Source organism: Promicromonospora sp. AC04, from assembly GCF_003058225.1.
In the GTDB taxonomy this organism is placed as follows: domain Bacteria; phylum Actinomycetota; class Actinomycetes; order Actinomycetales; family Cellulomonadaceae; genus Promicromonospora.
Genome location: NZ_QBUG01000002.1, coordinates 447441 through 472045, shown reverse-complemented (window position 1 = coordinate 472045; position 24605 = coordinate 447441). Strand labels below are relative to the sequence as shown.

The window sequence follows — 24605 nt, the reverse complement described above, 5'->3', positions numbered from 1 at the left end:
GGAAGCGGACCCTTCGAGATCACGCCGACGGGCGGCAGGAGGTCGGGACTACTGCTGGAGCTCCGGGATGACCTGCTTCTCGAAGAGCTCGAGGCCCGTCTGGTCGTAGGCCGCCTCCTGGAAGTACGTGATCGCGTACTCCAGGCCGCGCGCCCGCATGCTCTGCAGCCGCTCGGTGATCTGCTCGGGCGTCCCGGTCAGCAGCCCGCTCCGCCAGGTGTTGAGCTCCTGCTCGGCCTTCTCGGGGGCCCACTTGCGCAGGTGCGCCTCGATCCAGGCCAGGCGGTCCGCGACGTCGGCCTCCGTCTCGCCGATCACCACGTTGTAGTCGGCAGACCGGGTGATCTCGCCGAAGTCCCGGCCCACGTCCTTGCAGTGCGCCTCGAGCACGCTCGACTTGTGCGCGAACCCCTCGGGCGAGCCGTCGAAGTTGGTGTACTGGGCGTGCTGCGCGGCGATGCGCAGCGTCTTCTTCTCACCGCCGCCGGCGATCCACAGCGGGATCGACGGGACCTCGGCGCCGCCGTCGCCCACCGGGAGCTGCTGCAGCGGCTGCGGGTAGCACAGCGCGCCGTCGACCTGGTAGCGCTTGCCCTCGAACTTGCCCGAGGACCCGGTGCGCCACATGTTCGCCATGATCTGCACGCCCTCGTCGAGCGCGCGCAGGCGCTCGCCCGCGGACGGGAAGCCGTAGCCGTAGGCGCGCCACTCGTGCTCGTACCAGCCGGCGCCGATGCCCATCTCGACGCGGCCGCCCGAGATCGTATCGATGGTCGAGGCGACCTTGGCGAGGTGGGCCGGGTTCCGGTACGCCATGCAGGTGCACATCTGGCCCAGGCGGATGCGCTGCGTGGCTGCCGCGAACGCGGCCATGAGGGACCAGGCCTCGTGCGTGGCCTCGGTGGTCACCTGGGGGACGGTGTGGAAGTGGTCGTAGACCCATGCCGACTCCCAGGCGAACTCGCCGCCGGGAACGGCTTCGCCGGCGGCCTGGTTCTCCGCGCGGTGCACAAGGGACAGCATGGAAGCCCACTGGTCGGCGGGCGCGATGTCGACCAGGTCGAGGCGCCAGCCCTGCGGGATGAATAGTCCGAATCGCATGTCCCGACCCTATGCCGACCGGGTTCCGGACGGGAGGGGCGGTCCAAAATGCCCGGGTGGTACCTCGGACGGCGAAGGAAGCGGCACTATAGGGCTGTGAAAGACGCGTGGAGCTCCGACGAGGTACGGAAGGCCGAAGAGCCGCTGATCGCCGCGGGCGAGCCGCTCATGGCCAGGGCGGCGTACGCCCTTGCCCAGGCGGTGCTCCGGGAGGTGGCGGCCCGGCCCGTCGACGGGCGCTCCACGGGCCGCCCGGCCGCCCGCCCGAACGGCGTTCGCCTGCGCGGCAGCCTCGGCTCCGACGGACTCCCCGGCACCGCCCGGATCCGCCCCGGCCGCGCGGCCGGCACCCGGAGCGACGTGCGCGGTGCGCGCGCTCTGCTGCTCGTCGGCCCCGGCAACAACGGCGGCGACACCCTGTTCGCCGGCGCGCACCTCGCCCGGCGCGGCATGACGGCGACGGCGGTCCTCGCGTCCACGAAGGCACACGAGGAGGGCCTCGCGGCGTTCGAGGCCGCGGGCGGGCACGTGGTGACGCTCGCCGACGTCCGGGTCCCGTCCGTAGTCCAGTCCGCCCTCGCGTCCGACGTCGTGCTGGACGGCCTGGTCGGCGTCGGCGCGCGGGGCGCGCTTCGGCCCCCGGCCGGCGGCCTCGTGCGCGCTCTCGCCGAGGCCCGCGAGGCGGCAGGGGAGCGGTGGCCGTACACGGTCGCCGTCGACATCCCGAGCGGCATCGGCGTGGACGACGGCGTCGTGCTCGGCCCAGTCCTGCGCGCGGACCGCACCGTGACGTTCGGCGCGCTCAAGCCCGGCCTGCTCCTGCCCCCGGCGGCCCACCTTGCCGGCGAGGTCGAGCTGATCGACGTCGGCTTCCCCACCGCTTCGGGGTCCGACCCGTGGGCCAGCGCTGCGCAGCGCGTGGCGATGGGCCGGCACGCGATGGGCGGCGACGACACCGGGTCGGGCAAGGTGCAGCGGCTGGAGCCGGCCGACGTGGCCGCCCTGTGGCCCGCGCCAACCGCCCACGACCACAAGTACACGCGGGGCGTGGTCGGCGTGATCGCGGGCACGGGCACCTACCCGGGCGCCGCGGTGCTCGCGACGTCGGGCGCCGTGCGCGCCGGAGCGGGCATGGTGCGCTACCTCGGCCCGGAGGCCGTCGGCACGCGCGTGCTGCTGGCCCGCCCGGAGGTGGTCGTCGCGGGCGGCCGGGTCCAGGCCTGGGTCCTGGGGCCGGGCGTCCCCGCGGTCGACCCGGAGAACGACACCGACGACGACGGCCAGGCCCGCCGGATCTTCGGGGCGCTCGCGGCCGTGACCGGGGTGCTGTCCGAGGACGTGACCGGCGGCCGGATGCCCGCCGTCATCGACGCGGGCGCGCTCACGATGCTGGAGCACCGGCTTCCGGCGTGGGCGGTCCTGACCCCGCACGCCGGCGAGCTGGCGGAGCTGCTGCAGGAGCTCGGGCACGACGTCGACCGGGCGGCCGTCGAGGCGCGGCCGTTGCACTGGGTGCGGACGACGCACCAGGCGACCGGCGCGACGGTGCTGCTCAAAGGCGCGATCACGGTGGTGGCCGGCCCGGGCGCCGCGTACGCGCAGGCTGACGCGCCGGCCTGGACCGCGACCGCCGGGTCGGGCGACGTGCTCGCGGGCATCCTGGGGGCGCTGCTCGCCGGCCGCTCCGCCGACGTCGTCGAGGACGAGACGCTCGCGGCTCGGCTCGCGGCCGCCGCGGTCCTCGTGCACGGCCGGGCGGCGGCGCGGGCGTCAGGGGGCGGGCCGGTCGCCGCGCTGGAGATCGCCCAGGCGGTGCCCGCTGTGCTCGCCGAGCTGCTGGGCGCCTGACGACGTCGCCCGCCCGGATACCGACAGGCAGGAAATGATCGGTCCGCCGGCGTGTCGCCAGAGCGCTTCTGAAGCGGCCATTGCGGACGCATTTCTGGAGCCTGCGCGTTTCTTGTACCCGCCCGAGATGCGCCAGGAAGAGCCGTAATTTCCCGTATCACACCCTCACCCTGCACGATTTATCTCTTGTCATAGACTCCCGTGGCGTCCCTTAGCGGTATTCATGTGAGTCGTGAATTGGGGTGTGCGTGCCATCGAGTTACGGGCCTTCCGTGGCCATGCCTACGGCGACGTCGTGGGCACGCAGGAGCCAGGCAGGCAGCAGGGGGAGGGACCACGTGGTCCACGGGCGTGATCGAGAGCTGCGGGTCATCGGGCACTTCGCAACCGACTTGGACCCGACGGTCCTTGTCGTGCGCGGACTGAGCGGGATCGGCAAGACGGCGACGGTGCTCCACGCGCTGAAGCTGGTCGGTGCGGGGTCGTCGGCGGTGCGGGTGGTCCGGCCGTGCTCGCCCCGGCCGTCGGCGCACGACCTGGAGAACAGGCGGCGCATCGACCTGTCGGCCTGGTCCCATCCCGACCACCCGGAGCACGGCTCCGACTTCGACGCGGCGGGGTTCCTCCGTGCGGTGTCAGCCTGGGCGGCCGACGGCGGTACCGGGCCGCGCGTGCTCTTCGTCGACGACGTCGGGGTGCTGACCGCGGAACGCGCGCGCTGGCTGCAGCACCTGGCGGACGAGGCGTACGGGCAGGACTGGCGGGTCATCGCCGCCGTGCGGAGCATCGCCGTCGAGCCGCTCTCCGACGACGTCGAGGTGCTCGAGCTGGGCCCGCTCGACAGGGGGTCCCTGCGGCGCGTGCTCGACATGGAGCTGAGCGTCCCGGTGGCGGCCGACGTCGTCGAGCACCTGCGCTGGTGGAGCGCGGGCAACCCCCGGCTCGCGCTCGAGCTGGCGGGCTCGCTGAGCGCCGCCGAGCTGCGCGGGGACGCCTCGTGGACCGGGCCCGACACCGTCGGCTCCGCGGCCCGGCGCGCCTACCGCGCGATGCTGGCCGGCCTCGACCCGGCGACGATGACCGCGCTCGCGGCCGTGCACCTGGGTGGCGTCGCCGTGGCCCGCAGGGACGGGCGCTCGACAGTGCGGCACCCGCTGCTGTCCCTGCTGTGCCGGGAGGCGCGCGGAGCGGACGGCCATGCGGACGGCCACGAGGCCTACGTCGTGGACCGGGGCGTGACCGGGCCCGGCACGGCGGCGAGCATCCTCGACGGGCTGCACCTGGACGAGCTGCCGGCCCGCCCCTGGGCGGTGGTCGCGGCGAGCCCCGACCCGCGCCTGGCGGCGCGCGCCGTCGGCGTGTCCCTGATGACGGGCCGTGCGTGGGCGGACCACCGCGACGGCCCGCTGACGCCGGACGGGGTGGGCCCGGAGTGGACGGACCACCTGTGGTGGCGCGACCCCGTGGGCGTCGACGGGGAGGCCCGCGCCGCGGGCGCACGCGTGGCGGTGACGCTGCTGCGCCTGGAGGACACCGGCGACCTGCCGGACCCGAGCGGGCTCCGCGCCGACCTGCGGCTGATCGGGGCCACACCCGGCCAGGACTGGGTGGGCGTCGACATCCAGGTGCGCGCCCTGCTGATGCTCGGCGACGTCGCGGGCGCCCGCAGCCTCCTCGCCGACCACTCCGGCGCGTCGTCGGGGAGCACGGTGGCGGAGATCGTGGCGCGCGACCTCGCGGCGGCCCGGGTCGCGGCGTTCGACGGGCGGGCCATCGACGTCCGGGCGCATCTCGCGCACGCGGCGGAGCTGCGCCCGTCGGTGGACGAGTGGCTGCCGGCCCGTGGGCTGCGCGCGTCGGCCGACGCGGTGGTCGACGGCACCGTCCCGGCGAGCACCATGCCCGCCCAGGCGGGCAGCTGGTCGGCGCGGGCGCTCGGCGAGTACGCCGCCGACCTCGGCGCGGCCCACCTCGTCGTCGGGCAGGCGGAAGGGGCCGTCGCGCTGCTGACCATCGCGCTCGAGCACTGCGCCTGGCCCTACCGGGGGCGCGTGCAGGTGCGGTGCGACCTCGTGGAGGCGGTCATGGCGTCGTCGCCGCCCGGTCAGGTGGGGCCACGTACCCAGCGGCTCCTCGAGCCGCCGGTCGCGCCCGAGGAACGGTCGGCGGCGGACGTCGCGGCCGCCTACTCCAGGCTCGGCGCCCTCCTGGCCGACGACGGCACGCCGTCGGCCACGTTCGAGGCCGCGTTGCACGCCCCGCCGGCGCCCATGTCGCCCTGGCAGCGCGTACGCATGCTGGTGGCGTACGGCCGGTACGCCGTGACGCGCGGGGGCCGGGCGACCGGCACCGCGATGCTCGACGAGGCCCGGACGCTGGTGCGCCTGGCCGGGATGGCCGGGTGGCTGCGGGGCATCGACGTGTTCCTCGCCGAGGCCGATGCGAGCGGTGGCACGGACCCCGAGTGGGAGGTGCTCGGCAGGCACGAGCGGGAGATGGTCCGGCTCGCGGTGCACGGTGCGACCAACTCGCAGATCGCGCAGGCGACGTTCGTGTCCGAGCGGACCGTCGTCAACCGGCTGCGCCGGGCGTACGCGACGCTCGGCATCCGGGATCGCAGAGATCTGGTGCGCCTGGCCGAGACCAGGCCGCCGGCCTGGCTCGTCAGCGGGTAACGCACCAACGCAGAATTTCACCCGCTATTGCCGCTACTTTTCACCCGGCATTTCGGACGTCCTTCACTTCTCTCCGCCGATACGCGTGTGGCTGCAATGGTCGCGCCTCGGATCGGTTCGAGCGCACCCCGATTTGCGTTCCGTTGCGTCAGCGCACGATTACCGCCCTGCCTGGCAGGTCCCTGAGAACCGCTGTTCCCTAAGGGCCGGGAGCCGGTGTGTCTTGCGCCACCGCCCCGACGAACCGGACGTGATCACGTACCGATCCGGACGCTTTCTCTACTTGAAGCGCGATTGATTGAGGAGTGAGTTCTTTTGAACCGAACGCAAGTACCGTCACGCCGACGTCGGAGGGGTGGCGTCATGTTGCGCCGATCCCTGGTGACCGTCGCGGCGACGGCAGTCGTGGTCTCGGCCACCGGACTGCCTGCGGTCGCAGTGAACAACTACCCGGACGAGCCGGCCGAGGCCGCTGCGAGCGTCCTCGACTCGACGCTCTTCAAGAAGGCGCTGCTTGCAGCCGCTTACTCGGACGCCGGCTCCGAGTCGAACCCGGGTGCGAACGAGGGCAACCTCAACGTCGAGCTGCTCGGCTCGGAGCTCGTCCAGCTCGGTGACGTCGAGGTCCCCCTCGACGAGATCCTGGACTACGGTCAGCTCGGTGCGCTGGCCAGCAAGAGCGAGGCGTCGTCCGCGGTTGACGCGCACGCGGTGTCCGGCCTGCTCGGCGCGGACGGCGGCGTGACCCTGGACGGCGAGACCGAGGACTTCGGCAAGGCGTCCGTTGACGTCCTGTCGGCCGCGCGCCTGCTGGGCGTCGACGGCCTTACGGACCAGATCGTCGACCAGCTGCTGCTGGAAGTCGGCGCTGGTGCGGCTGAGGTCACCGCCGAGGACGGCGTGCTCCTGGACCAGGACGGCGTGAGCGGCCCCGGCCAGTACCGCGTCGGCGACGCGGACCTGTTCCTGCACTCCCCGGTCATCGAGAACGCTGCCTCGTCGATCTACGACATCGGCGGCACCATCGACACGACCGTCGAGAACCTCGTCAACGAGAACCTCGACAGCAGCGCGCTGACCGGCCTGTTCGACGCGGTCCCGGGTGTTCCGACGCCCACGATCACCGTGGACAGCAACATGCAGGAGAACCTGTTCCAGTCCGTCGTGGGGGAGCCGATCACCTCGGCGAACCAGCTGATCACCATCGACCTGTCGACCGGTCAGCTGGAGATCCACCTCGACAAGCTGGTGGACAACCCCGATGAGACCGAGGGCGGCCTCAACGAGCTGCCGCCGAACTACGAGCTCATCGACGACACGACCTACCCGCTGATCGCGGAGACCGTGCACGAGCTGATGCAGGAAGTCACCCGCATCCTCATCGGCGCGATCGAGGACTCGCTGAACTCGGTGACGATCAACCTCGCCTTCTACGAGGAGGGGCCGCTCGGCACCCTCGACGTGTCGTGGGCGCTCCCGCTGGCCGACGCCGTGAACGGCGACTTCCCCGAGGCCGTGAACAACAGCACGGGCACGATGGCCCCGATCGCCACGGTCCTGGTGAACACCATCAACACCACGGGCGGTGCGCTCGCGCCGATCCTTGGCCCGGTGTACGACCTGCTGATCAGCGACGAGGGTGACAACATCTTCGAGCTGCTGATCAACGACCTCAAGACGGACTCCATCACGGCTCCGGTCCGCGAGATGCTCTCGCCGGTCTTCGACGTGCTGGCGCAGGTCCTCTCGATCACGATCAACCGTCAGGTGACGGAGACCTCCGACGCCGTGACCCAGACCTCCACCGCGGCCGCGTCCGCAGCGGTGGTCACCTCGTTCGACCTGTCGGCACTGAGCATCGCCCTGCTGCCGGAGAACGAGGTCGCGCGGATCAACCTGGGCAACGCCGCTGTGCGTTTCCAGTCCGAGGACGACGGTTCGGGCGAGATCGACCCGACCCTCACGGTGAACCCGGGTTCTGTCGCGCCTGGTCAGTCGACCATCGCGACGGGCGAGGGCTACACGCCGGACTCGACCGCCACGGTGCAGCTGGAGGACCCCGAGGGCAACCCCGTGGGTGACCCGATCGCGGTCGACACGGACGCCGAGGGCGGCTTCACCGTCCCGGTCCCGGTTCCGGCGGACGCCGAGCTCGGCGACTACACGGTCGTCGGCACCGACGACACGACCGGTGAGGCCGCTGAGGCCCCGCTGGCCGTTGTCTCCGGTTCCGACATCTGCGCCATGGACCCGACGCTGACGGTCGAGCCGAATGCCGCCTACCCGGGCGACACCGTCTCGGTAGTGGGCCAGGGCTTCCCGGCCGGCGTCCCGGTCGTCGTGCAGCTGCGCGACGCCGAGGGCAACCCGGTCGGCGAGCCTGTCACGGTCACCCCTGACGAGGCCTGCGGCTTCATCACGGACCTGACCGTCCCCGAGGACGCCGAGCCCGGCGACCACGTGGTCGGCGCGGAGCCCGAGGACGGCAGCGAGGGTGCTGAGGCGCCGCTCGAGATCCTCGACCCGGGCACCAACCCGCCGGGCGACTGCTCGGACCCGGCCATCACGGCCGAGCCGAAGGTCGTCGCGGCGGGCGACGAGGTGACCATCACCGGTACGGGCTTCCCGGCCGGCGTGGACGTCACCGTTCAGCTCCAGGACACCGAGGGCAACAAGATCGGTGAGCCGGTCCACGTGACCGTCGACGAGGACTGCGGCTTCACCACGCCGATCACGGTCCCGGAGGGCACCCCGCCGGGCGTCATCATCGTGGACGCTCAGCCGGACGACGGCAGCGAGGGCGCGCAGACTCCGATCGTCGTCTCCGAGCAGCTCGGCGGTGGCGACGGCCGCGATCTGACGGCCCGCTTCGAAAAGCCGACCGCTGAGCAGGGCGACGAGCAGACGTTCTACGCCTCGGGCTTCGAGGAGGGTGAGGTCGTCGTCGGTCTCATCAACTCGGAGGCATTCGCCCTGCAGCCCCAGGCTGCGGACAGCGACGGCAACGTCCAGTGGACGTTCACGGTCGACGAGCGGCTCGACGTCGGTACCCACGAGGGCATCGCCGTCAGCACGGTCGAGGGTGACTCCGCGACTGCCACGTTCGACGTCGTCACGGAGACGGCCGCTGGGGCCGGCGACGGCGACGGCGGTGGCCTCGCCTCGACGGGTGCGAATGTGACGGCGCTCATCGCCGCCACGGTGCTGCTCCTCGGTGCCGGTGCGGTCATGATCAAGCGCCGGCGCGAGATCAGCCAGGCCTTCGCAACCGCGATGGGCCGGATGACGGACGACAAGCCCGCCGTCTGATGAGCTGAGTCTCTGACGCAGCAAGCAGGTGTCTTGACGCAGTAAAGACCGGCCCGGTGCGACTCGTCGCACCGGGCCGGTCTCGTCGGTAAGGGCCCACAGGGCCAGGAGCAAAGATCGAAGGGGGAGCCGTGCGCGAGGTGTCGCCGAAGCGGCGAGTGGTTCCGGCGATCGTCGCGGCAGCCGCCATCGTCGCGCTCGTCGTGGCCGCGATCATGGTGGTGGAACAGGCGCTGCCGGCCGCGCCGGCCCCGCGCGGCGAGGACTCGTCCGCGTCGCTCGGCGTGGACCTGAAGTGCCCGGAGAACGAACCGATCGCGCAGGAGCTCCTCGGTGGTTCCACGTGGACCATGTGCTGGCGGGTCGACGCGAGCCGGGGGCTCGTCCTCGAGGACGTGCACTTCACGCCCGCCGGGGACACGCCCGTGCAGGTGCTCGCCGAGCTGTCGATCGGGCAGCTCGAGGTGCCGTACGACACCGGCCTGCGCAACACAGAGGACATCACCACGCAGGGCTTCGGCGGCAGCCACATGATGACCCTCACCGAGACGGAGTGCCTGGGTGAGCGTCTTGAGGCGAACGTGCCGAAGATCGGCGACGGCTCGATGGGCGGCGGCGCCGAGCGCCGCTCCGTGCTGTGCCAGGAGGTGGTCGACGGCGGGATCGCGTACCGCAGCAGCGACACCGCGGGCACCGAGGTGGCCCGGCGCACCGATCTGCGGCTCGCGACCATCTCGAAGGTCGGCTGGTACGAGTACGTCAGCCAGTACACGTTCGGCGGCGACGGCAGCATCCGGTCCGACCTCGGCGCGACCGGCGACCTCTCGCCCGAGGACTACGGGGACGACCCGGCCCATGGCTGGCCGGTGGGCCCAGGGGAGACCGACTACGCCACGAGCCACTCCCACAACGCGGTGTGGCGGGTGCACTGGGCGCTCGGCGGGCAGGGCGGCCAGGTGGTGGAGCAGTACGACGCCGCGCCGACCGGCGAGCTGGGGCCGCGGTCGCCGCTCGTCGAGGGCGGGCTGACCCGGATCTCGCGCGAGGGCACGGCCGAGGCCGCGGACCGGCGCTGGTGGCGCGTGGTGAACCCCGACGTCCTCAACGAGGACGGGCACGAGATCTCGTACCAGGTGGACGCGGGCGCGACGACGCCGTTCGAGCTCACCCAGGACCACCGGCACGGCGGCGAGGCCGGCGGCGGCTACGCCATCGCGTTCACCGAGGCGGACGACTGCCAGCTGTTCGCCACGGCGAACAAGGAGGGGACCTGCGGGTCGGGCGTGCTCGACTTCGCGGAGGACGAGGCCGAGCTGTCCGACGTCGTCACGTGGGTCGCCGTCGGCTTCCATCACGTCGCGCGCGACGAGGACCAGAGCCCCATGGAGATGCACTGGCAGGGGTTCACCCTGACGCCGCGTGACCTGACGGCGCAGCGCGCCGACCCGCCGTCGGCCCGCGAGGGCGTGAACGGAAAGCCGACCGAGGCGCCCTGAGGAGCTTCGCCCCGCTCAGGGCCTGCGCGCCTCCACCAGCGTGCGGCGGCTGTGGCAGACGAACGAGCCGCGCTCCGCGATGTGGTCGTACAGGGCGCGCAGGCGGTCCTTGTACTTGTCGACGGAGAAGCCGGGAACGGTCCACAGGACCTTGCGCAGGAAGTGCACCACCGCGGCCAGGTCGAAGAACTCCACCCGCGTCAGCGCGTCATCGAGCCGCACGAGGTCGAGGCCGGCGTCGGCCACCCGGGTGCGGAGCCGGTCCAGGTACCGGGCGTCCTGGTCCTCCTGCGGCCCCATCAGGAACTCGTACAGCGCACGGTTGGAGCCCGCGCCGACCTCCTGGACCAGCAGCGTGCCGCCGGGCGCGAGCAGCCGTGCGGCCTCGGCGTAGGGGAACGAGACGGGGTGGCGGCTCACGACGAGGCCGAACGCGCCGTCGTCGAAGGGGAGCGAGGCGGCGCCGTCGTCGACCAGGGTCACGACGCCGTCGAACGGCGCCAGCGCGGTGGAGGCGAGCTCGTGGTTCGGCACCCAGGCCTCGGTGGCTCGCACGACGCCGGGCACGTGCGCCGCCAGGCCCAGGGCCTCCGCGAAGACCTCGCCGCCGCCCGTGTCGACGTCGAGGACCGCGTCGACCCGGCCCAGGCGCTCACCGCACAGCCGCACGTAGCCCCAGCCGGGGCGCTCCTCGGTGGCGCGGCCCGCGAACCAGGAGAAGTCCCAGCCGTCCGTGGGGACGGCCAGCCCCTCGGCGATCTCGTCGTCGAACGTCATGCCGCCGAAACTAACCTCGGAAATCCCCCGCTCACCAGCGGATATCCCCCGACCGCCGGGCGGGGCTGGTGGAGCCGTGGTCGGCCCGGGTCAGTCCCGGGGGAGGACCATCTCGACCTCGTCCGGGAACGGCGCGTAGTCCGCCGCCTTGGTGCGGCCCGTGCGGCGCCAGCCGAGGTGCTCGTAGAAGCCGATGGCCTGGTCGTTGTCGGCGAGGCACCACAGGCGGGGGTCGCTCATCTCGGCGACCGCCATGTCCATCGCCGCCCGCGCGAGGCCGGCGCCCCAGCGCGACGGGTGCACTGCCAGGTGCCGCAGCAGCCGCTCGTCGTGGGCGACGAAGCAGGCCAGGCGGGAGTGGTCGGCGCCGTCGTCGTCCAGCACGAGGACGCGGACGCCGGGCTCGGTGAGCGCCGTCTGCCACTTGGCCAGGACCTCGTCGGACGGGAACGGGTACATGCCCGGCGGGAAGATGTGGCCCAGCGCCGCGATCCCGGCGGCGCGCTCCACGTCGAGGAGCGCCTGCGCGTCCTCGGGCGTGGCCTGCCGGAATCGGTTCTGATCCATTGCCTCAGCGTACGGCCCAGCCTGTGCCATGGCACCACTGTTGCGATGTCCGTCTGTGGCCGTCTTGGGCCGGGCGAAAATTGGTGTGCAACATTTTCGCGAAGTGCTGTGACCTCGGTGCGGCTCGCGCGTCAAGGGTGCATGACAGATACAGCATTCAGTGCGGTGATGTCCCGCCTCTCGGCGCTCGACACGCTTTCGCTGCGAGTGAGTCAGGACTGGCTCGCGTTCGGCCTGGATCGGGTGGACGTGCTGGTCATCGACATTCTGACGGTCAGCGAGCTCACGGCCTTGCCGCTCGTGAGCAAGCACAAGCTCATTGCCGAGGATCCGGACCCGGGCAGGGAGCTGGGCCTGACCAGGATCTGGAAAGGCTGGCTCGGGGACGCCTCGGACGTGGTGCCCGTAGCGATGCGGCTCACGCTCGCGGCGGGCGGCGACGGCTGAGCCGCAGGCCCGACCGATACGAGCGGAGGCTGAGCCTGAGGCAGCCGGTCGCCGCCCGCGCGGCGGCCTGGACCTCAGCGCGGCAGGTGCGCTTCGATCTCGTCGATGATCGCCGGATCGTCCGGCAGGGTCTTCGGTGCGTACCGCCGCACGTCGCCACCGGGCAGGACCAGGAACTTCTCGAAGTTCCAGCGGATCTTGCCCGAGTGACCCGTGGCGTCCTCCGTCTTCTTGAGCTCGACGTAGAGCGGGTGCGCCTGGCGGCCGTTCAGCTTGATCTTGTCGAGCACGGGGAACGTGACGCCGTAGGTCATGGAGCAGAACTCGGCGATCTTCTCGTTCGAGCTCAGCTCCTGCAGGAACTGGTTGCTGGGAAAGCCCAGCACGGTGAAGCCCCGGTCCTGGTACTTCTTCTGCAGCTTCTCGAGGGTCTCGTACTGCGGTGCGAGGCCGCACCGCGAGGCCACGTTCACCACGAGCACTACGTCGTCCTTGTGGTCGGCGAGCGAGATCTCCGTGCCGTCCATCGTGTGGAAGGGAATGTCGTAGAGGGTCACCGGGCCATCCTCCACCCGTTGTGCGGGTCAACGGAACCCTTCGTGGAAGACTAAGGACCAGCCGGGTTAGGTTGACGGGGTGACCCACCCTGCGCCGGGCGCCCGGCGCACCCCCGGCCCCGCCAAGCACCGACCGCCGCTGCCCGTGCGGGACGGGCTAAACCCCACGCGGCTCGTGCTGCCGCACGACCCGGAGGTCGTCGTGCGGTTCCCGTTCGCGCTCGACTACCTCCTGGACCGGTTCCGCGGCGACGCGGACCGCCTGCTCGAGAAGCTCGCCCTCGGCGAGATCGTCACCGGCCACGGCGAGCCCCTCACTCCGACGACGCCGTACGAACCACGCGGCTTCCTCTACCTGTACCGCGACCCGCCCGCGCACGAGGACAGGATCCCGTTCGAGCCCGAGGTGCTCCACCGCGACGAGAACCTGCTGGTCGTGGACAAACCGCACTTCCTCGCGACGATGCCGCGCGGTCGATGGGTGCGCGAGACCGCCCTGGTCCGCCTCCGGGTCGCCCTCGACCTGCCCGAGCTCTCCCCGGCCCACCGGCTCGACCGCGGGACGGCGGGCGTGCTGGTCTTCACCGTACGGCCGGAGGTGCGCGGCGCGTACCAGGAGGCGTTCGCCCGCCGGAAGGTGCGCAAGGTCTACGAGGCGGTGGCGCCCCTCCCGTCGTCTGGCGCCGTCCTGCCGTCGGGGAGCCTTCCGCCGTCGGGCGACACGCTGCCGTCGGGCGGCACGCGGCCCGACGGCGCCCGGGTCGCCCTGGGCGAGCCCGTCACCCTCCGTAGCCGCATAGTGAAGCGGCGCGGCGTCACCCGCGCCGAGGAGGTCCCCGGGGAGCCGAACGCGGAGTCGCTCATCATCCTCACCGCCACTGACGAGGCCCGCGGGCTCGGCCTCTACCGCCTGGAACCGCACACCGGCAAGACCCACCAGCTGCGGCTGCACATGGCGTCGCTCGGGCTGCCGATCCTGCACGACCCGTTCTGGCCGGACCTCCGCGACACCGACCCGGACGACTTCGACCGCCCCCTGCAGCTCCTGTCCCGCTCGCTCGAGCTCACCGACCCGCTGTCCGGGCGCACCCGCCGCTTCGAGTCCCGTCGCACGCTCAGTGAATGGACGCACCGATCACCGGGGTGACCTGAGCGCCTGACACGTCCGCCGGGAACGCACAGGTGCAAGAATCGGTGGGATGAGCACCACCCCCGACTACCCCGCCCGCGCCGTCGTGGATCTGGACGCGATCCGCGACAACGTGCGCGCCCTGCGGACGATCGCACCGACCGCGCAGGTCATGGCCGTCGTCAAGGCCGACGCGTACGGCCACGGGCTCGCGCCCGCGGCCCGGGCGGCGCTCGCGGGCGGCGCGACCTGGCTGGGCGCGGCGCAGAGCCGGGAGGCGCTCGCGATCCGGGCCGCCGTCGGGCCCGGCCCGCGCATCCTGACCTGGCTCTACGCGCCCGGGGCACCCTTCGCCGACCTGGTCCGGGACGACATTGACGTCGCCGTCGCCGCGGCCTGGGCCCTCGACGAGGTGGCCGACGGCGCCCGCGTGGCCGGCCGCGCCGCCCGGGTGCACCTCAAGGTCGACACCGGGCTGGGCCGCAACGGGATCATGCCCGAGGACCTGCCCGCCGTCCTCGACCGGGCGGCGGCGCTGCAGGCCGAGGGCGCGCTCGCGATCGTCGGCCTCATGTCGCACTTCGCGCTCGCGGACGAGCCCGACGACCCGTCGGTGAAGATGCAGACCCACGTCTTCGACGACGCCATCCGGACCGTCGAGGCCGCCGGGATCGACCTCGAGGTGCGGCACATCGCCAACTCCGCGGCGACCCTGACCAACCCGTCGGTGCACTACGACCTGGTGCGCCCGGGAATCGCCGTCTTCGGGCTGTCGCCGGTTCCGCACCTTGGTGTGCCGGGCGACTTCGGGCTGCGGCCGGCGATGACGCTGGAGGCGCGGCTCGCCACCGTGAAACGGGTGCCCGCCGGGCACGGCGTCTCCTACGGCCACTTCTACACGACGGAGCAGGACACGGTGCTCGGCGTCATCCCCCTCGGGTACGCGGACGGGATCCCGCGGCACGCCTCCGGCGGCTCGCTCGGCCCGGGCGGACCCGTGCTGGTGGGCGGCAGCGTGGACGACGTCCCCGCACCCGACGCCGGTCACGGCACCACCCGCGTGGTGCGCGTCGCGGGCCGAGTGTGCATGGACCAGATAATGCTCGACCTCGGCCCGTACGCGTCCGAGCAGGCCGGCGACGTCGTGACCCTCTTCGGGGCTTCGGACGGGCTGACGCGCGCCGGCGCACCCAATGCCGAGGACTGGGCCCAGGCCGCCGGCACCATCAGCTACGAGATCGTGACGCGCCTCGGGGCTCGCGTGCCCCGCGTGTACGCGGGCACGGCAGGAAGGGAGACCGCGTGAGCGGGGCAGCGAGCGGACCGGGTAACACCACGACTTCGGAGGCAGTGATCCTGGAGCTGCCCGACGCCGACACGACACGCGCCCTCGGCGCCGCCCTCGCCGGGGTGCTGCACGCCGGGGACCTGGTGATCCTCACCGGCGACCTCGGCGCGGGCAAGACGACCCTGACCCAGGGCATCGGAGCGGCGCTGAACGTGCGCGGCCAGGTGGCATCGCCCACCTTCATCGTGGCGCGCGAGCACCCGGCTCTGCCGCGCCCGGACGGCACGCGCGGACCCGGGCTGGTGCACGTCGACGCCTACCGGCTCGGCGGGCTGGGCGAGCTGGACGCGCTCGACCTGGACTCGTCGCTCGAGGACTCCGTGACCGTCGTCGAGTGGGGGCGCGGCCTCGCCGAGACGCTCGCCGACGACCGGCTGGAGATCGACCTGGAGCGCCCGCGCGGTGCGCCGTCGTTCGACCCCGGCGTCACCGCTGAGGAGGACCCCGAGGCGGGGACGCGCAGGGTGACGATCCGCGCCGTCGGGCAGCGGTGGGCCGGGGTGGACCTCGGGGGACTGCTGGGCTGAGGTTCGTCGTCGCGACGAGGAACCTGCGTGGACCGCCGTAATAGGCTGGTCACGTGGCCGTTCTCGCTCTCGATACCTCAGCAGCCGTCGCCGTCTCGCTCGTCGACGAGGACGGCGCGCGCCTCGCGTCCCGCACCTCGGACGAGCGTCGCCGGCACGCCGAGTCGCTCGCGCCCCTGATCACCGAGGTCCTCGACGAAGCGGGGATCGAGCGGACCGACCTGACTGCCGTCGTCGCCGGAACTGGCCCCGCCCCGTTCACGGGGCTGCGCGTCGGGCTGGTGACGGCCCGGACGCTCGCGCTCACGCTCGGTGTCCCCGTGCTGGGCGTGCCCAGCCTCGACGCGCTGGCCGTGCAGGCCGTCAGCGACCTCGGGCTTCGGCCCGGCACCGAGATCCTCGCCACCTCCGACGCCCGCCGCAAGGAGGTCTACTGGGCGCGCTACCGCGTGGTCGCGCACGAGGGCCCGCACGGCTTCCCGGTCGTGGAGCGGATCGCGGGGCCCGACGTCGACCGGGCCGGCTTCGTCGCCCAGGCTCAGCTCTCCCCGACCGACGCGGGAGAGGGGCAGCCACCCGTGGTGATCGGCGAGGGCGCGATGCTCTACCCGGAATTCCTTCCCGTGGCCGACGACGCCCCCCTGGTCCCCGATGCGACGGTCCTGGCCCGGCTGGCGCTCGTACGCCGCGCCGCCGGCGAGGAGCAGCCCACCGAGCCCCTGTACCTGCGGCGTCCGGACGTGCACGAACCGACGCGGGCCCCGACCGGCTCGACCACCGGGACCGGCTCGACCACTGCTGCTGCCACTGGAGGCGTCGCATGATCACCGAGGTACGGCTCCGGCCGCTGCGCAATGCCGACTTCGACCGCGTGCTGGAGCTGGAGCGTCAGCTCTTCGGCCGGGGCGCCTGGTCCTACGGGATGCTCGCCGACGAGCTCGGCGCGCTGGGCCGCTGGTACATCGTGGCGGAGCCGGAGCGCCTAGACCGCGCGGGTGACCAGCCCGTCGTCGGCTACGGCGGACTGTGGTTCGACGGTGACGTCACGCAGATCATGACCATCGGCGTCGACCCGGCGGTCCAGCGGCACGGCGTGGGGCGGCAGCTCCTGACCGCGCTCATCGAGCGGTCGCGCAAGCTCAAGGCCGAGGCGGTGCTGCTGGAGGTGCGGGTCGACAACATGCCCGCCATCGAGATGTACCGGGACTTCGGGTTCCAGGTCCTGGGCGTCCGCAAGCGGTACTACCAGCCGGAGAACAAGGACGCGTACACGATGCGCCTCGAGCTGGCCGAGGCCGCGGGCACCGCGGCGGACGCTCCCGTGGACGCCCCCGTGGACGCCCCTGACGACGAGGCGGGGGACGCCGCCTGACACCGACGGCGGAACTACCTACCCGAACCCGCTAAACGTACTAATCTGAGCCTTGGATTAGTGCGTTTAGCAGGTTCAATGGGAGGTTGTATGCGTTCGTTCGTGGATCTTGATGCGCTTATCGGGCGCGTGCCCTTCGACGTCGTCAGTGATCTGAGAATCATCGACACCGGTCGTGGCAGTGAGGCGTTGTATCGCGACAAGCTCCCCGCTCTGCTGACGAGCCTCGCGCAGCGTGCCCGGGTGGCAAGCATCGAAGCGTCTTCTGCGATCGAGGGGATCGTGGTCGAGAGCCGCGAACGCGCAGATGTGATCCTGAGCGGGGAGCCGGTGACCCTCCGGGACCGGAGCGAGAAGGAGCTGGCCGGGTACCGGGCGGCGCTGGACTATCTCTACCAGGAGGACTGGCGGCCGCTGAATATGGGCCTTGTCCTGCACCTGCATCGGCTCCTCTTCTCCTTCACGGATGTACCAGGCGGCGGTTTCAAGACCTCGGAGAACGTCGTGGTCGACAGGCTTCCGGACGGAACACAGGTGAAGAGGTTCACCCCGGTCTCGGCGGCGAAGACACCGCAGTTCGTGGAGGAGCTCGTATGGAGGTACTCCGCGGCGATGCGGGAAGATCGGCACCACCCCGTCCTTCTCGTGGGGCTCTTCGTGCTGGACCTGTTGACCATCCACCCCTTCCTTGACGGCAACGGGCGGATCACGCGTGCCCTGACGAACGCGTTGTTGGAGGACAGCGGATACGAGGTGACGCGGTACGTGTCGCTGGAGTCGTCGATCGCGGCATCTGCGGACGAGTACTACGACGCACTTCAGGGTTCAACCGCGGGGTGGCACGACGGTAACCATGAGCCGTGGCACTGGCTCCGATACTTCGTGCGCGTGGTGCGCGGCGCCTACGACGAATTCCAGCGTGCGACGGAAGTAGCCCGAGCGGCTGGGAGCAAAAAAGAACGCGTCCAGCTGTACGTCCTGGACCACGCCCCGGCGTCGTTCAGGATGGCTGACATCCGGGCCTCGCTTCCGGGGGTCAGCGATGCGACGATCAGGAACGCACTGGAGGCGCTGCGTGCGGACGGCTTCGTCGAGGTCGACGGTACCGGACGTAACGCGGCCTGGAACCGGATAAGCAGCCGACGATGAGGAGCACCACGGATGAGGGAACGAGTACTGGTCGATGCCGCGACGCTGGCAGCAGACCTGAGGGTCGGCGGGGGAGCTGACCCGGCCGACGGGCGCCCCGTCGTCCTCGACGTCCGCTGGGCGCTCGGCATGACCGACGGCCACGACCAGTACCGCGCAGGCCACCTCCCGGGCGCCGCGTACGTGGACCTCGAGACCGAGCTCGCCGCGCACGCAACGCCGGCCGAGGGTCGGCACCCGCTGCCGTCGGCGTCGGCGTTCCAGGAGGCCGCGCGCCGGTGGGGTGTCTCGGACGACTCCCGTGTGGTCGTCTACGACTCCGTCGGCGGCACGTCCGCCGCCCGCGCGTGGTGGCTCCTGCGGTACTTCGGCGTCCAGGACGTGCGCATCCTCGACGGCGGCCTCGCCGCCTGGACCGCGCAGGGGCGCGCCCTCGAACCGGGCGACGTCACGCCCGAGCCGGGCGACGTCGTCGTGCGGCCGGGTGGGATGCCCGTCATCGACGCGGACGAGGCGGCGGCCCTGGCCGACGGCGAAGGTGTGCTTCTCGACGCGCGTGCCGCCGAGCGCTACCGCGGCGAGGTGGAGCCCGTCGACCCGCAGGCCGGGCACGTGCCGGGGGCGGCCAGCGCGCCGACCACCGAGAACCTGGGCGCGGACGGCCGGTTCCTGTCGACAGCGAACCTCAAGCGGCGCTTCGGTGACCTGGGGATATCCGGCGCGGACCCGACGACCGACGGAAAGGTCGGCGTGTACTGCGGGTCGGGCGTCACGGCGGCGCACGAGGTGGCCGCGCTCGCCGTCGTCGGCGTGGACGCGGCGCTGTACCCGGGCTCGTGGTCGCAGTGGTCGAACGACCCGGCGCGCCACGTGGCGGTCGGGGCGTGACCGCCCTGCCGCGACTCAGACGGTGATCGTCGTGAGCGGCATCGACGAGTCCACCGGGATGTCCAGGCTGCTCGGGGCGACGCCGGCACGCACGACCGCGGAGCCCAGCGCCGCGATCATCGCGCCGTTGTCCGTGCAGTAGCGGATCGGCGGGATGCGCAGGTCGATCCCGGCCTCGGCGCAGCGCTTGGCCGCCATCTCCCGCAGCTGGCTGTTGGCGGAGAACCCGCCGCCGACCACCAGCGTGTCGACGCCGTGCGCGTGGCACGCGGCGATCGTCTTGGCGGTGAGGACGTCGGCGACGGCCTCGGCGAACGACGCCGCGACGTCGTGCACCGGGATCTCCTGCCCGACGTCGGTGCGGGCCTCGACCCAGCGGGCCACCGCCGTCTTGAGGCCGGAGAACGAGAAGTCGTAGGCGTGCTTGGCCTGGTCCTTCGCTGCGGTGAGGCCGCGCGGGAACCGGATGGCGGTCGGGTCGCCCTCGCGCGCGAGGCGGTCGATGTGCGGGCCGCCGGGGTAGGGCAGGCCGAGCAGGCGGCCGACCTTGTCGAACGCCTCGCCCGCGGCGTCGTCCAGGGTGGAGCCGAGCTCCGTGACGTCGGTGGCGATGTCGTCCACCAGCAGCAGCGAGCTGTGGCCGCCGCTCACCACGAGCGCCATCGCGCGTTCCGGGAGGGGTCCGTCCACGAGCTGGTCCACGCACGCGTGGCCGATCACGTGGTTCACGCCGTACAGCGGCTTGTTCAGGCCGATGGACAGGGCCTTCGCGGCGGACGCGCCGATCGTGAGCGGCCCGACGAGGCCGGGGCCGGCGGTGACCGCGATGGCGTCGACCTCGGACAGGTCGACGTCGGCCTCGCCGAGGGCCTTCTGGATCGTGGGGATCATCGCCTCGAGGTGGGCGCGGCTGGCGACCTCGGGGATGATGCCGCCGTAGCGGGCATGCTCCTCCATCGAGCTGGCGACGGCGTCGACCAGCAGCTCGTTTCCGCGGACCAGGGCGACGCCGGTCTCGTCGCAGGAGGTCTCGATGCCGAGCACCAGGGGTTCTGCCATGGGCTCCAGCCTAGTTCCCTGTCTCCGTTGAGTGTGATCCGCGGGGTTGTGACCCACGGACGTGGCAGGAGTCACGGTTGAAACCGGAACTATCGCTTGGAGCAACTTGTTCCAGTCGGCATGACACAAGCACTTGAGGCCACCGCACCGCTCGCGATCGACGACGCCACGGCCGACCGTCTGTTCCGCACCGCACGCACCGTGACGACCTTCGCCGAGTCCGAGGTGACCGACGAGCAGCTCGCCGCGGTGTACGACCTCATCAAGTGGGGCCCCACCTCGATGAACGTGAGCCCGCTGCGCGTGCTGGTGGTCCGCACGCCGGAGGCGCGGCAGCGTCTCGTCGCCAACATGCCCGAGGGCAACCAGGAGCGCGTCGCGACCGCGCCCGTCACCCTCGTGCTCGCGTACGACCCCGAGTTCCACGAGCGCCTCGACGTCCTGATCCCGCACATGCCGGGCGCGCGCGAGATGTTCGCGGGCGACGACGAGGCACGGGCCGCCGCCGCGCGCACCAACGCCCTGCTCCAGGCGGGCTACCTGATCGTCGGCCTGCGCGCCGCTGGCCTGGCGGCCGGCCCGATGCACGGGATCTACGACGCCATCGACGCCGAGTTCTTCGCCGAGAACGGCTGGAAGAGCATGCTGGTGATCAACGTCAGCGCGGCCGAGGGCGCCGACACCACCCGCCCCCGCGCCCCGCGCCTGAGCTTCGACGACGCCGCGCAGGTCATCTGAGCCGCGCGGGTCAGCCGACGAGCGGGCGGCCCGTCCGCATCTCCTCGATCATCGCGCGCACGACGGGGACCAGGTCGCCGTCGTGCGCCGCGGCCACCGCCTGCTGCCGCTGGTAGGACGCCCCGGTGCGGACGATGTCCCGGATCCCGGCCAGCTCCGCGGCGCAGCCGAGGCGATGCGCGACGGGCTCGAGCTCGACCAGCAGCTTGGCGATCGCGTCGAGGATCGACCCCTGGTTGCCCTCGGCATCGAGGATCACCGTGGCGTCCAGGCCGTAGCGCGCCGAGCGGAACTTGTTCTCCTCGACGAACCACGGCGGCAGCACCGGCAGGGTGCGGCCCTGGTCCAGCTGCGTGGAGAGGTGCTCCACGAGGCAGTGCACGAGCGCGGCCAGCGTGAGGGCCTCCGTCAGGTTCGTCGGGCCGTCGCAGACCCGGACCTCGAGCGTGCCGAACCGCGGCGAGGGGCGGACGTCCCAGTGGACCTCGTTGAATGCCTCGACCGCGCCGACGTGCAGCATGTCGCCCGCGTACGCCTCGAGCTCCGGCCAGGTCTCGAAGGCGATGGGCAGCCCGGAGCTCGGGATCTGCTGGAACAGCATCGACCGGTTCGAGGCGTATCCGGTGTGCTCGCCGGCCCAGTACGGCGACCCGGCCGACAGCGCCTGCAGGTGCGGGAAATAGGTGAGCATCGCGCGCATCAGCGGCAGCGCCTTCTCCCGGTGCTCGACCCCGACGTGGACGTGCAGCCCCCAGATGATCAGCTGGGCGCCCCACGCCCCCGTGCGTTCGCGGATGCGGGCGTAGCGCTCCTTCTCGCCGACCACCTGGTCGGCGGCCCGGGCGAACGGGTGCGTGCCGCCGCCCATGAGGTCGAGGCCGAGCGGGTCGGTGACCTTCCGCACGCGTTCGATAGTGCGGGTCAGGTCCGCCCCGGCGTCGGCGACGGTCCGACAGACGCCGGTGACCAGCTCGATCGTGTTGTTCATGAACTCGCCGGTGACGTGCGGGGCGTAGACGACCGAGTCGTCCCGTTGGTCGGCCCACCTGCCGCCGTCGCGCGCGAGGGCGTCGAGCACCTCGGGCCCGGCCTGGGACAGGTTCGCGGTGCCGGGCTCGACGAGCCCGATCTCCCACTCGAGACCCACGGTCGAGCGCGGGGACTCACCGAACCCGAGCCGCGCCGGCGAGCTCATGCGGCTCCCAGCGGTTCGACGAGGAGCACCTGTTGGTTGCCTGCCACGCGTGTGAGCACGATCGTCGCCTCCTCGGTCCCGGTGAGCACGAGCTGCTTGCGAAGTTGTTCGGGCACGACGGCGGTGCCCCGCTTCTTGATCGTGATGCGCCCGACGTTGCGGTCGCGCAGGTAGGACTTGAGCCGCTTCAGGCCGAACGGCATCGTGTCCAGCACCCGGTATCCGGTGGCGATCGGGGCCAGCGCCCCCGCGGCCTCGTCGGGCCGCGCCGGCGGCAGGTCGGCCGGGTCGTCGGTCGTGATGTACGCGATGGTCGGGTCGACGAGGCGTCCGCCCAGCTCGGCGGCAGCCTGGCCCACGAGCCCGGCGCGGATGACGGCCCCATCGGGTTCGTAGAGGTACTGCCCGACGCCGCCGACGTCCGGCTCGACGTCGTCGCCCCGCACCGTGCGGCTCAGGGTGTGCTCCTTGCCGTCGTCGTCCGTGAACGCGCGCAGCACGAGCGCCGAGCGGCCGGGACCGTCGGGTGCGAGCGGGCCGAACCAGAGCCCGGCCTCGACCACGTCGCCGTTGACGGACACCCACTGCGTCTCGGCGTCGTCGGGCAGCCCCTCGTGCGGGATGCCCGGGCCCACCTTGATGCCGACGGCGGGCACCGTCTCACGCAGCGCCCAGACGGAGTCGAGCGGAGGCTCGTAGGCCCGCGGGTCGAAGACGCGGCGGCTGCGCGCCCCCGAGCCGCCGCGCACCCGGCGGGCCGGGTCGGCGTACACGCCCTCGACGCCCTCGGCGCGCAGGTCGAGCGTGAGGCCGTCGGTGTGCCGCACGTCCGCCTCGGGGAAATGGCGCAGGTTCCACTGCGCGATGGCGGCGGTGCACTCGTCCAGGTCGGTCGCGACGACGCGGAGCCCGGTCCCGGCGAACGCTAGGGAATCCGCACCGATGCCGCAGGTCAGGTCCGCGACGGCGGTGATGCCGGCGGAGAGGTAGCGTCGGGCGTGCAGCGCCGCGACGACGAGCCGGGTGGCCTGCTCCAGGCCGTCCGCGGTGAACAGCATGCCGTCCGCGAAGTCACCGAACTTGACCCGCGCCCGGGCGCGCAGCCGGGACTGGGTCACCACGGCGGCCGCGAGGTCCGCCGCGACGCCCTTGGCGCGCAGGGTCGTGACCGTCTTCATCGCGTCGCGCTCGTCGTAGGGCGGAAGGGCGCCAAGCAGGGCCCAGCCGTCGGAGCTGAGGAGTTTGCTCAGAATCGCCGCATCCATGGGAAGATCTTTCCATGTTTGTCCTGGTCGTGACGAGTGCCACGACGCAACCTTTTCATGGAGATGGCGAGATCCCGGTGTGCGGGCGGCCCGCCGGCCGCTCAGGGTGTGAGCCGTTCCACCCGATTGGCACTCGCCTTGACCGAGTGCTAGCGCCGACCTAGATTTGGGGTTGTTCACCGCCGTGGAACCCGGTATCCGGGAGCCACGGCGGAGGATCCAGACGTTCGTGCCCGCCGGCACCCGCGACGACGGCGGACCGTCGAACGTTCGAGCCACTCAGTCAACCACGCAGCTGATCTCTCGATCCGCTCACGAAAGAGGAGGTCCGACGTGTCGGTCCCCATCAAGCCGCTCGAGGACCGGATCGTCGTCAAGGCTCTCGAAGCCGAGACCACGACCGCTTCCGGCCTGGTCATCCCGGACACCGCCAAGGAGAAGCCCCAGGAGGGCGAGGTCCTGGCCGTTGGTCAGGGCCGCATCGACGACAACGGCAACCGTGTGCCGCTGGACGTCGCCGTCGGTGACAAGGTGATCTACTCCAAGTACGGCGGCACCGAGGTCAAGTACGCGGGCGAGGAGTACCTGGTGCTCTCGACCCGCGACGTCCTCGCGGTGGTCGTGGGCTGATCTCAGCCCACGTCAGGTAGAAGACAGGGCCCCGCACCGAAAGGTGCGGGGCCCTTGTCGCGCCCGGCTGACTGCTTCGGCAGCGCGGGCGATCAGGCTGTGGACGATCAGGCTGCAGGTGATTCAGGCCGAGACCGACTTGCCGGCGAGGATCGCCGACCGCTCGTCCTCGCTGAGCCCGCCCCACACGCCGTACGGCTCGCGTACGCGGAGCGACTGCTCGCGGCACTGCATCATCACGGGGCAGGAGCGGCAGATCGCCTTGGCGGCCTCGGCGCGTCGGCGCCGAGTTGAGCCACGCTCGCCCTCGGGGTGGAAGAACAGGGTGTCGTCCGCATCGCGGCACGCTCCCTGGTACTGCCATTCCCAAAGTTCCATTACCGGACCGGGAAGCCTCGAGATCTCCGTCATGGCGAACAACCTACAAGTTGTGCAGAAGTTGTTCAAGGGGCAGTTTTTCGGCATGCGACTCGAATCGTGTCAGGTCGAAGCGCGTCAGGACTGACCGGATTTGTTCATATGTGAACC

At 71.9% G+C, this 24605-nt stretch carries 22 protein-coding genes; 14 read left to right on the top strand and 8 right to left on the bottom strand.

Features of this window, described 5'->3' with window-relative positions; all coding sequences use genetic code 11:
• Positions 1-48: 48 nt before the first annotated feature.
• Positions 49-1101, bottom strand: coding sequence for a TIGR03560 family F420-dependent LLM class oxidoreductase (locus tag C8K30_RS07565; protein ID WP_108492271.1), 1053 nt, complete (start codon positions 1099-1101; stop codon positions 49-51).
• 96 nt (positions 1102-1197) lie between these two features.
• Between C8K30_RS07565 and C8K30_RS07560 the strand changes: the two genes are divergently transcribed.
• The 4 genes from C8K30_RS07560 to C8K30_RS07545 all read left to right on the top strand — a co-directional run bounded on the left by C8K30_RS07560 (position 1198) and on the right by C8K30_RS07545 (position 10429).
• The gene (locus tag C8K30_RS07560) at positions 1198-2949 is read left to right on the top strand and encodes a bifunctional ADP-dependent NAD(P)H-hydrate dehydratase/NAD(P)H-hydrate epimerase (RefSeq protein WP_108492270.1); all 1752 of its coding nucleotides are present in this window, start codon (positions 1198-1200) and stop codon (positions 2947-2949) included.
• A 413-nt stretch (positions 2950-3362) separates the two neighbouring features.
• Positions 3363-5624 (top strand): helix-turn-helix transcriptional regulator, encoded by a 2262-nt coding sequence (locus C8K30_RS07555; protein WP_146197379.1) that lies wholly within the window; start codon positions 3363-3365, stop codon positions 5622-5624.
• 363 nt (positions 5625-5987) lie between these two features.
• Complete coding sequence (locus C8K30_RS07550; RefSeq protein ID WP_146197378.1) at positions 5988-8933, top strand: choice-of-anchor G family protein; 2946 nt, start codon at positions 5988-5990, stop codon at positions 8931-8933.
• 131 nt (positions 8934-9064) lie between these two features.
• The gene (locus tag C8K30_RS07545; protein ID WP_108492267.1) at positions 9065-10429 is read left to right on the top strand and encodes a copper amine oxidase; all 1365 of its coding nucleotides are present in this window, start codon (positions 9065-9067) and stop codon (positions 10427-10429) included.
• A 15-nt stretch (positions 10430-10444) separates the two neighbouring features.
• Here the strand turns inward: C8K30_RS07545 and C8K30_RS07540 are convergent, their stop codons facing one another.
• Positions 10445-11206 (bottom strand): class I SAM-dependent methyltransferase, encoded by a 762-nt coding sequence (locus tag C8K30_RS07540; RefSeq protein WP_108492266.1) that lies wholly within the window; start codon positions 11204-11206, stop codon positions 10445-10447.
• Between the two features lie 90 nt (positions 11207-11296).
• Entirely contained in the window at positions 11297-11773 is a 477-nt protein-coding gene (locus C8K30_RS07535; protein WP_158280956.1) for a GNAT family N-acetyltransferase, read from the bottom strand.
• A gap of 168 nt (positions 11774-11941) precedes the next feature.
• Between C8K30_RS07535 and C8K30_RS07530 the strand changes: the two genes are divergently transcribed.
• Positions 11942-12220 (top strand): hypothetical protein, encoded by a 279-nt coding sequence (locus tag C8K30_RS07530; RefSeq protein ID WP_108492264.1) that lies wholly within the window; start codon positions 11942-11944, stop codon positions 12218-12220.
• A gap of 74 nt (positions 12221-12294) precedes the next feature.
• On the opposite strand, the gene C8K30_RS07525 is transcribed toward C8K30_RS07530, so the two are convergent.
• Complete coding sequence (locus tag C8K30_RS07525) at positions 12295-12777, bottom strand: glutathione peroxidase (protein WP_108492263.1); 483 nt, start codon at positions 12775-12777, stop codon at positions 12295-12297.
• Positions 12778-12856: 79 nt separating this feature from the next.
• On the opposite strand from C8K30_RS07525, the gene C8K30_RS07520 reads away from it, so the two are divergent.
• The 7 genes from C8K30_RS07520 to C8K30_RS07490 all read left to right on the top strand — a co-directional run bounded on the left by C8K30_RS07520 (position 12857) and on the right by C8K30_RS07490 (position 19190).
• On the top strand, positions 12857-13924 hold the full coding sequence (locus C8K30_RS07520; protein ID WP_108492262.1) for a pseudouridine synthase: 1068 nt from the start codon (positions 12857-12859) through the stop codon (positions 13922-13924).
• A 52-nt stretch (positions 13925-13976) separates the two neighbouring features.
• Positions 13977-15212 (top strand): alanine racemase, encoded by a 1236-nt coding sequence (gene alr, locus C8K30_RS07515; protein WP_108492261.1) that lies wholly within the window; start codon positions 13977-13979, stop codon positions 15210-15212.
• The gene (tsaE, locus tag C8K30_RS07510; protein ID WP_108492260.1) at positions 15209-15781 is read left to right on the top strand and encodes a tRNA (adenosine(37)-N6)-threonylcarbamoyltransferase complex ATPase subunit type 1 TsaE; all 573 of its coding nucleotides are present in this window, start codon (positions 15209-15211) and stop codon (positions 15779-15781) included. Before alr ends, tsaE begins: the two co-directional genes overlap by 4 nt.
• Positions 15782-15834: 53 nt before the next feature.
• The gene (gene tsaB, locus C8K30_RS07505; RefSeq protein WP_108492259.1) at positions 15835-16605 is read left to right on the top strand and encodes a tRNA (adenosine(37)-N6)-threonylcarbamoyltransferase complex dimerization subunit type 1 TsaB; all 771 of its coding nucleotides are present in this window, start codon (positions 15835-15837) and stop codon (positions 16603-16605) included.
• Positions 16602-17153: a ribosomal protein S18-alanine N-acetyltransferase gene (gene rimI / locus C8K30_RS07500; RefSeq protein WP_108492258.1), complete on the top strand. Its 552-nt coding sequence runs from the start codon at positions 16602-16604 to the stop codon at positions 17151-17153. Before tsaB ends, rimI begins: the two co-directional genes overlap by 4 nt.
• A 90-nt stretch (positions 17154-17243) precedes the next feature.
• Positions 17244-18302: a Fic family protein gene (locus tag C8K30_RS07495; RefSeq protein WP_108492257.1), complete on the top strand. Its 1059-nt coding sequence runs from the start codon at positions 17244-17246 to the stop codon at positions 18300-18302.
• Between the two features lie 12 nt (positions 18303-18314).
• On the top strand, positions 18315-19190 hold the full coding sequence (locus C8K30_RS07490; protein WP_108492256.1) for a sulfurtransferase: 876 nt from the start codon (positions 18315-18317) through the stop codon (positions 19188-19190).
• 15 nt (positions 19191-19205) lie between these two features.
• On the opposite strand, the gene tsaD is transcribed toward C8K30_RS07490, so the two are convergent.
• Positions 19206-20249, bottom strand: a complete 1044-nt coding sequence (gene tsaD, locus C8K30_RS07485; RefSeq protein WP_108492255.1) for a tRNA (adenosine(37)-N6)-threonylcarbamoyltransferase complex transferase subunit TsaD — start codon at positions 20247-20249, stop codon at positions 19206-19208.
• Positions 20250-20369: 120 nt separating this feature from the next.
• On the opposite strand from tsaD, the gene C8K30_RS07480 reads away from it, so the two are divergent.
• Positions 20370-20987, top strand: a complete 618-nt coding sequence (locus tag C8K30_RS07480) for a malonic semialdehyde reductase (protein ID WP_108492254.1) — start codon at positions 20370-20372, stop codon at positions 20985-20987.
• A 10-nt stretch (positions 20988-20997) separates the two neighbouring features.
• On the opposite strand, the gene C8K30_RS07475 is transcribed toward C8K30_RS07480, so the two are convergent.
• Complete coding sequence (locus C8K30_RS07475; protein WP_108492253.1) at positions 20998-22182, bottom strand: glutamate--cysteine ligase; 1185 nt, start codon at positions 22180-22182, stop codon at positions 20998-21000.
• Entirely contained in the window at positions 22179-23447 is a 1269-nt protein-coding gene (locus C8K30_RS07470; RefSeq protein ID WP_108492252.1) for a class I SAM-dependent methyltransferase, read from the bottom strand. Before C8K30_RS07470 ends, C8K30_RS07475 begins: the two co-directional genes overlap by 4 nt.
• Positions 23448-23780: 333 nt before the next feature.
• Between C8K30_RS07470 and groES the strand changes: the two genes are divergently transcribed.
• Positions 23781-24077: a co-chaperone GroES gene (gene groES, locus C8K30_RS07465; RefSeq protein ID WP_020016178.1), complete on the top strand. Its 297-nt coding sequence runs from the start codon at positions 23781-23783 to the stop codon at positions 24075-24077.
• A 123-nt stretch (positions 24078-24200) separates the two neighbouring features.
• Here the strand turns inward: groES and C8K30_RS07460 are convergent, their stop codons facing one another.
• Positions 24201-24488 (bottom strand): WhiB family transcriptional regulator, encoded by a 288-nt coding sequence (locus tag C8K30_RS07460; RefSeq protein WP_020016179.1) that lies wholly within the window; start codon positions 24486-24488, stop codon positions 24201-24203.
• Between the last annotated feature and the right edge of the window lie 117 nt (positions 24489-24605).

Excerpts from the sequence above, each read along its gene's own strand:
- C8K30_RS07480 (WP_108492254.1), top strand. The coding sequence starts at position 20,370 with ATGACACAAGCACTTGAGGCCACCGCACCGCTCGCGATCGACGACGCC.
- C8K30_RS07470 (WP_108492252.1), bottom strand. The coding sequence starts at position 23,447 with ATGGATGCGGCGATTCTGAGCAAACTCCTCAGCTCCGACGGCTGGGCC.
- tsaD (WP_108492255.1), bottom strand. The coding sequence starts at position 20,249 with ATGGCAGAACCCCTGGTGCTCGGCATCGAGACCTCCTGCGACGAGACC.
- C8K30_RS07535 (WP_158280956.1), bottom strand. The coding sequence starts at position 11,773 with ATGGATCAGAACCGATTCCGGCAGGCCACGCCCGAGGACGCGCAGGCG.
- C8K30_RS07460 (WP_020016179.1), bottom strand. The coding sequence starts at position 24,488 with ATGACGGAGATCTCGAGGCTTCCCGGTCCGGTAATGGAACTTTGGGAA.
- C8K30_RS07550 (WP_146197378.1), top strand. The coding sequence starts at position 5,988 with ATGTTGCGCCGATCCCTGGTGACCGTCGCGGCGACGGCAGTCGTGGTC.
- C8K30_RS07540 (WP_108492266.1), bottom strand. The coding sequence starts at position 11,206 with ATGACGTTCGACGACGAGATCGCCGAGGGGCTGGCCGTCCCCACGGAC.
- C8K30_RS07530 (WP_108492264.1), top strand. The coding sequence starts at position 11,942 with ATGTCCCGCCTCTCGGCGCTCGACACGCTTTCGCTGCGAGTGAGTCAG.
- C8K30_RS07475 (WP_108492253.1), bottom strand. The coding sequence starts at position 22,182 with ATGAGCTCGCCGGCGCGGCTCGGGTTCGGTGAGTCCCCGCGCTCGACC.
- C8K30_RS07495 (WP_108492257.1), top strand. The coding sequence starts at position 17,244 with ATGCGTTCGTTCGTGGATCTTGATGCGCTTATCGGGCGCGTGCCCTTC.
- C8K30_RS07490 (WP_108492256.1), top strand. The coding sequence starts at position 18,315 with ATGAGGGAACGAGTACTGGTCGATGCCGCGACGCTGGCAGCAGACCTG.
- rimI (WP_108492258.1), top strand. The coding sequence starts at position 16,602 with ATGATCACCGAGGTACGGCTCCGGCCGCTGCGCAATGCCGACTTCGAC.
- alr (WP_108492261.1), top strand. The coding sequence starts at position 13,977 with ATGAGCACCACCCCCGACTACCCCGCCCGCGCCGTCGTGGATCTGGAC.
- C8K30_RS07565 (WP_108492271.1), bottom strand. The coding sequence starts at position 1,101 with ATGCGATTCGGACTATTCATCCCGCAGGGCTGGCGCCTCGACCTGGTC.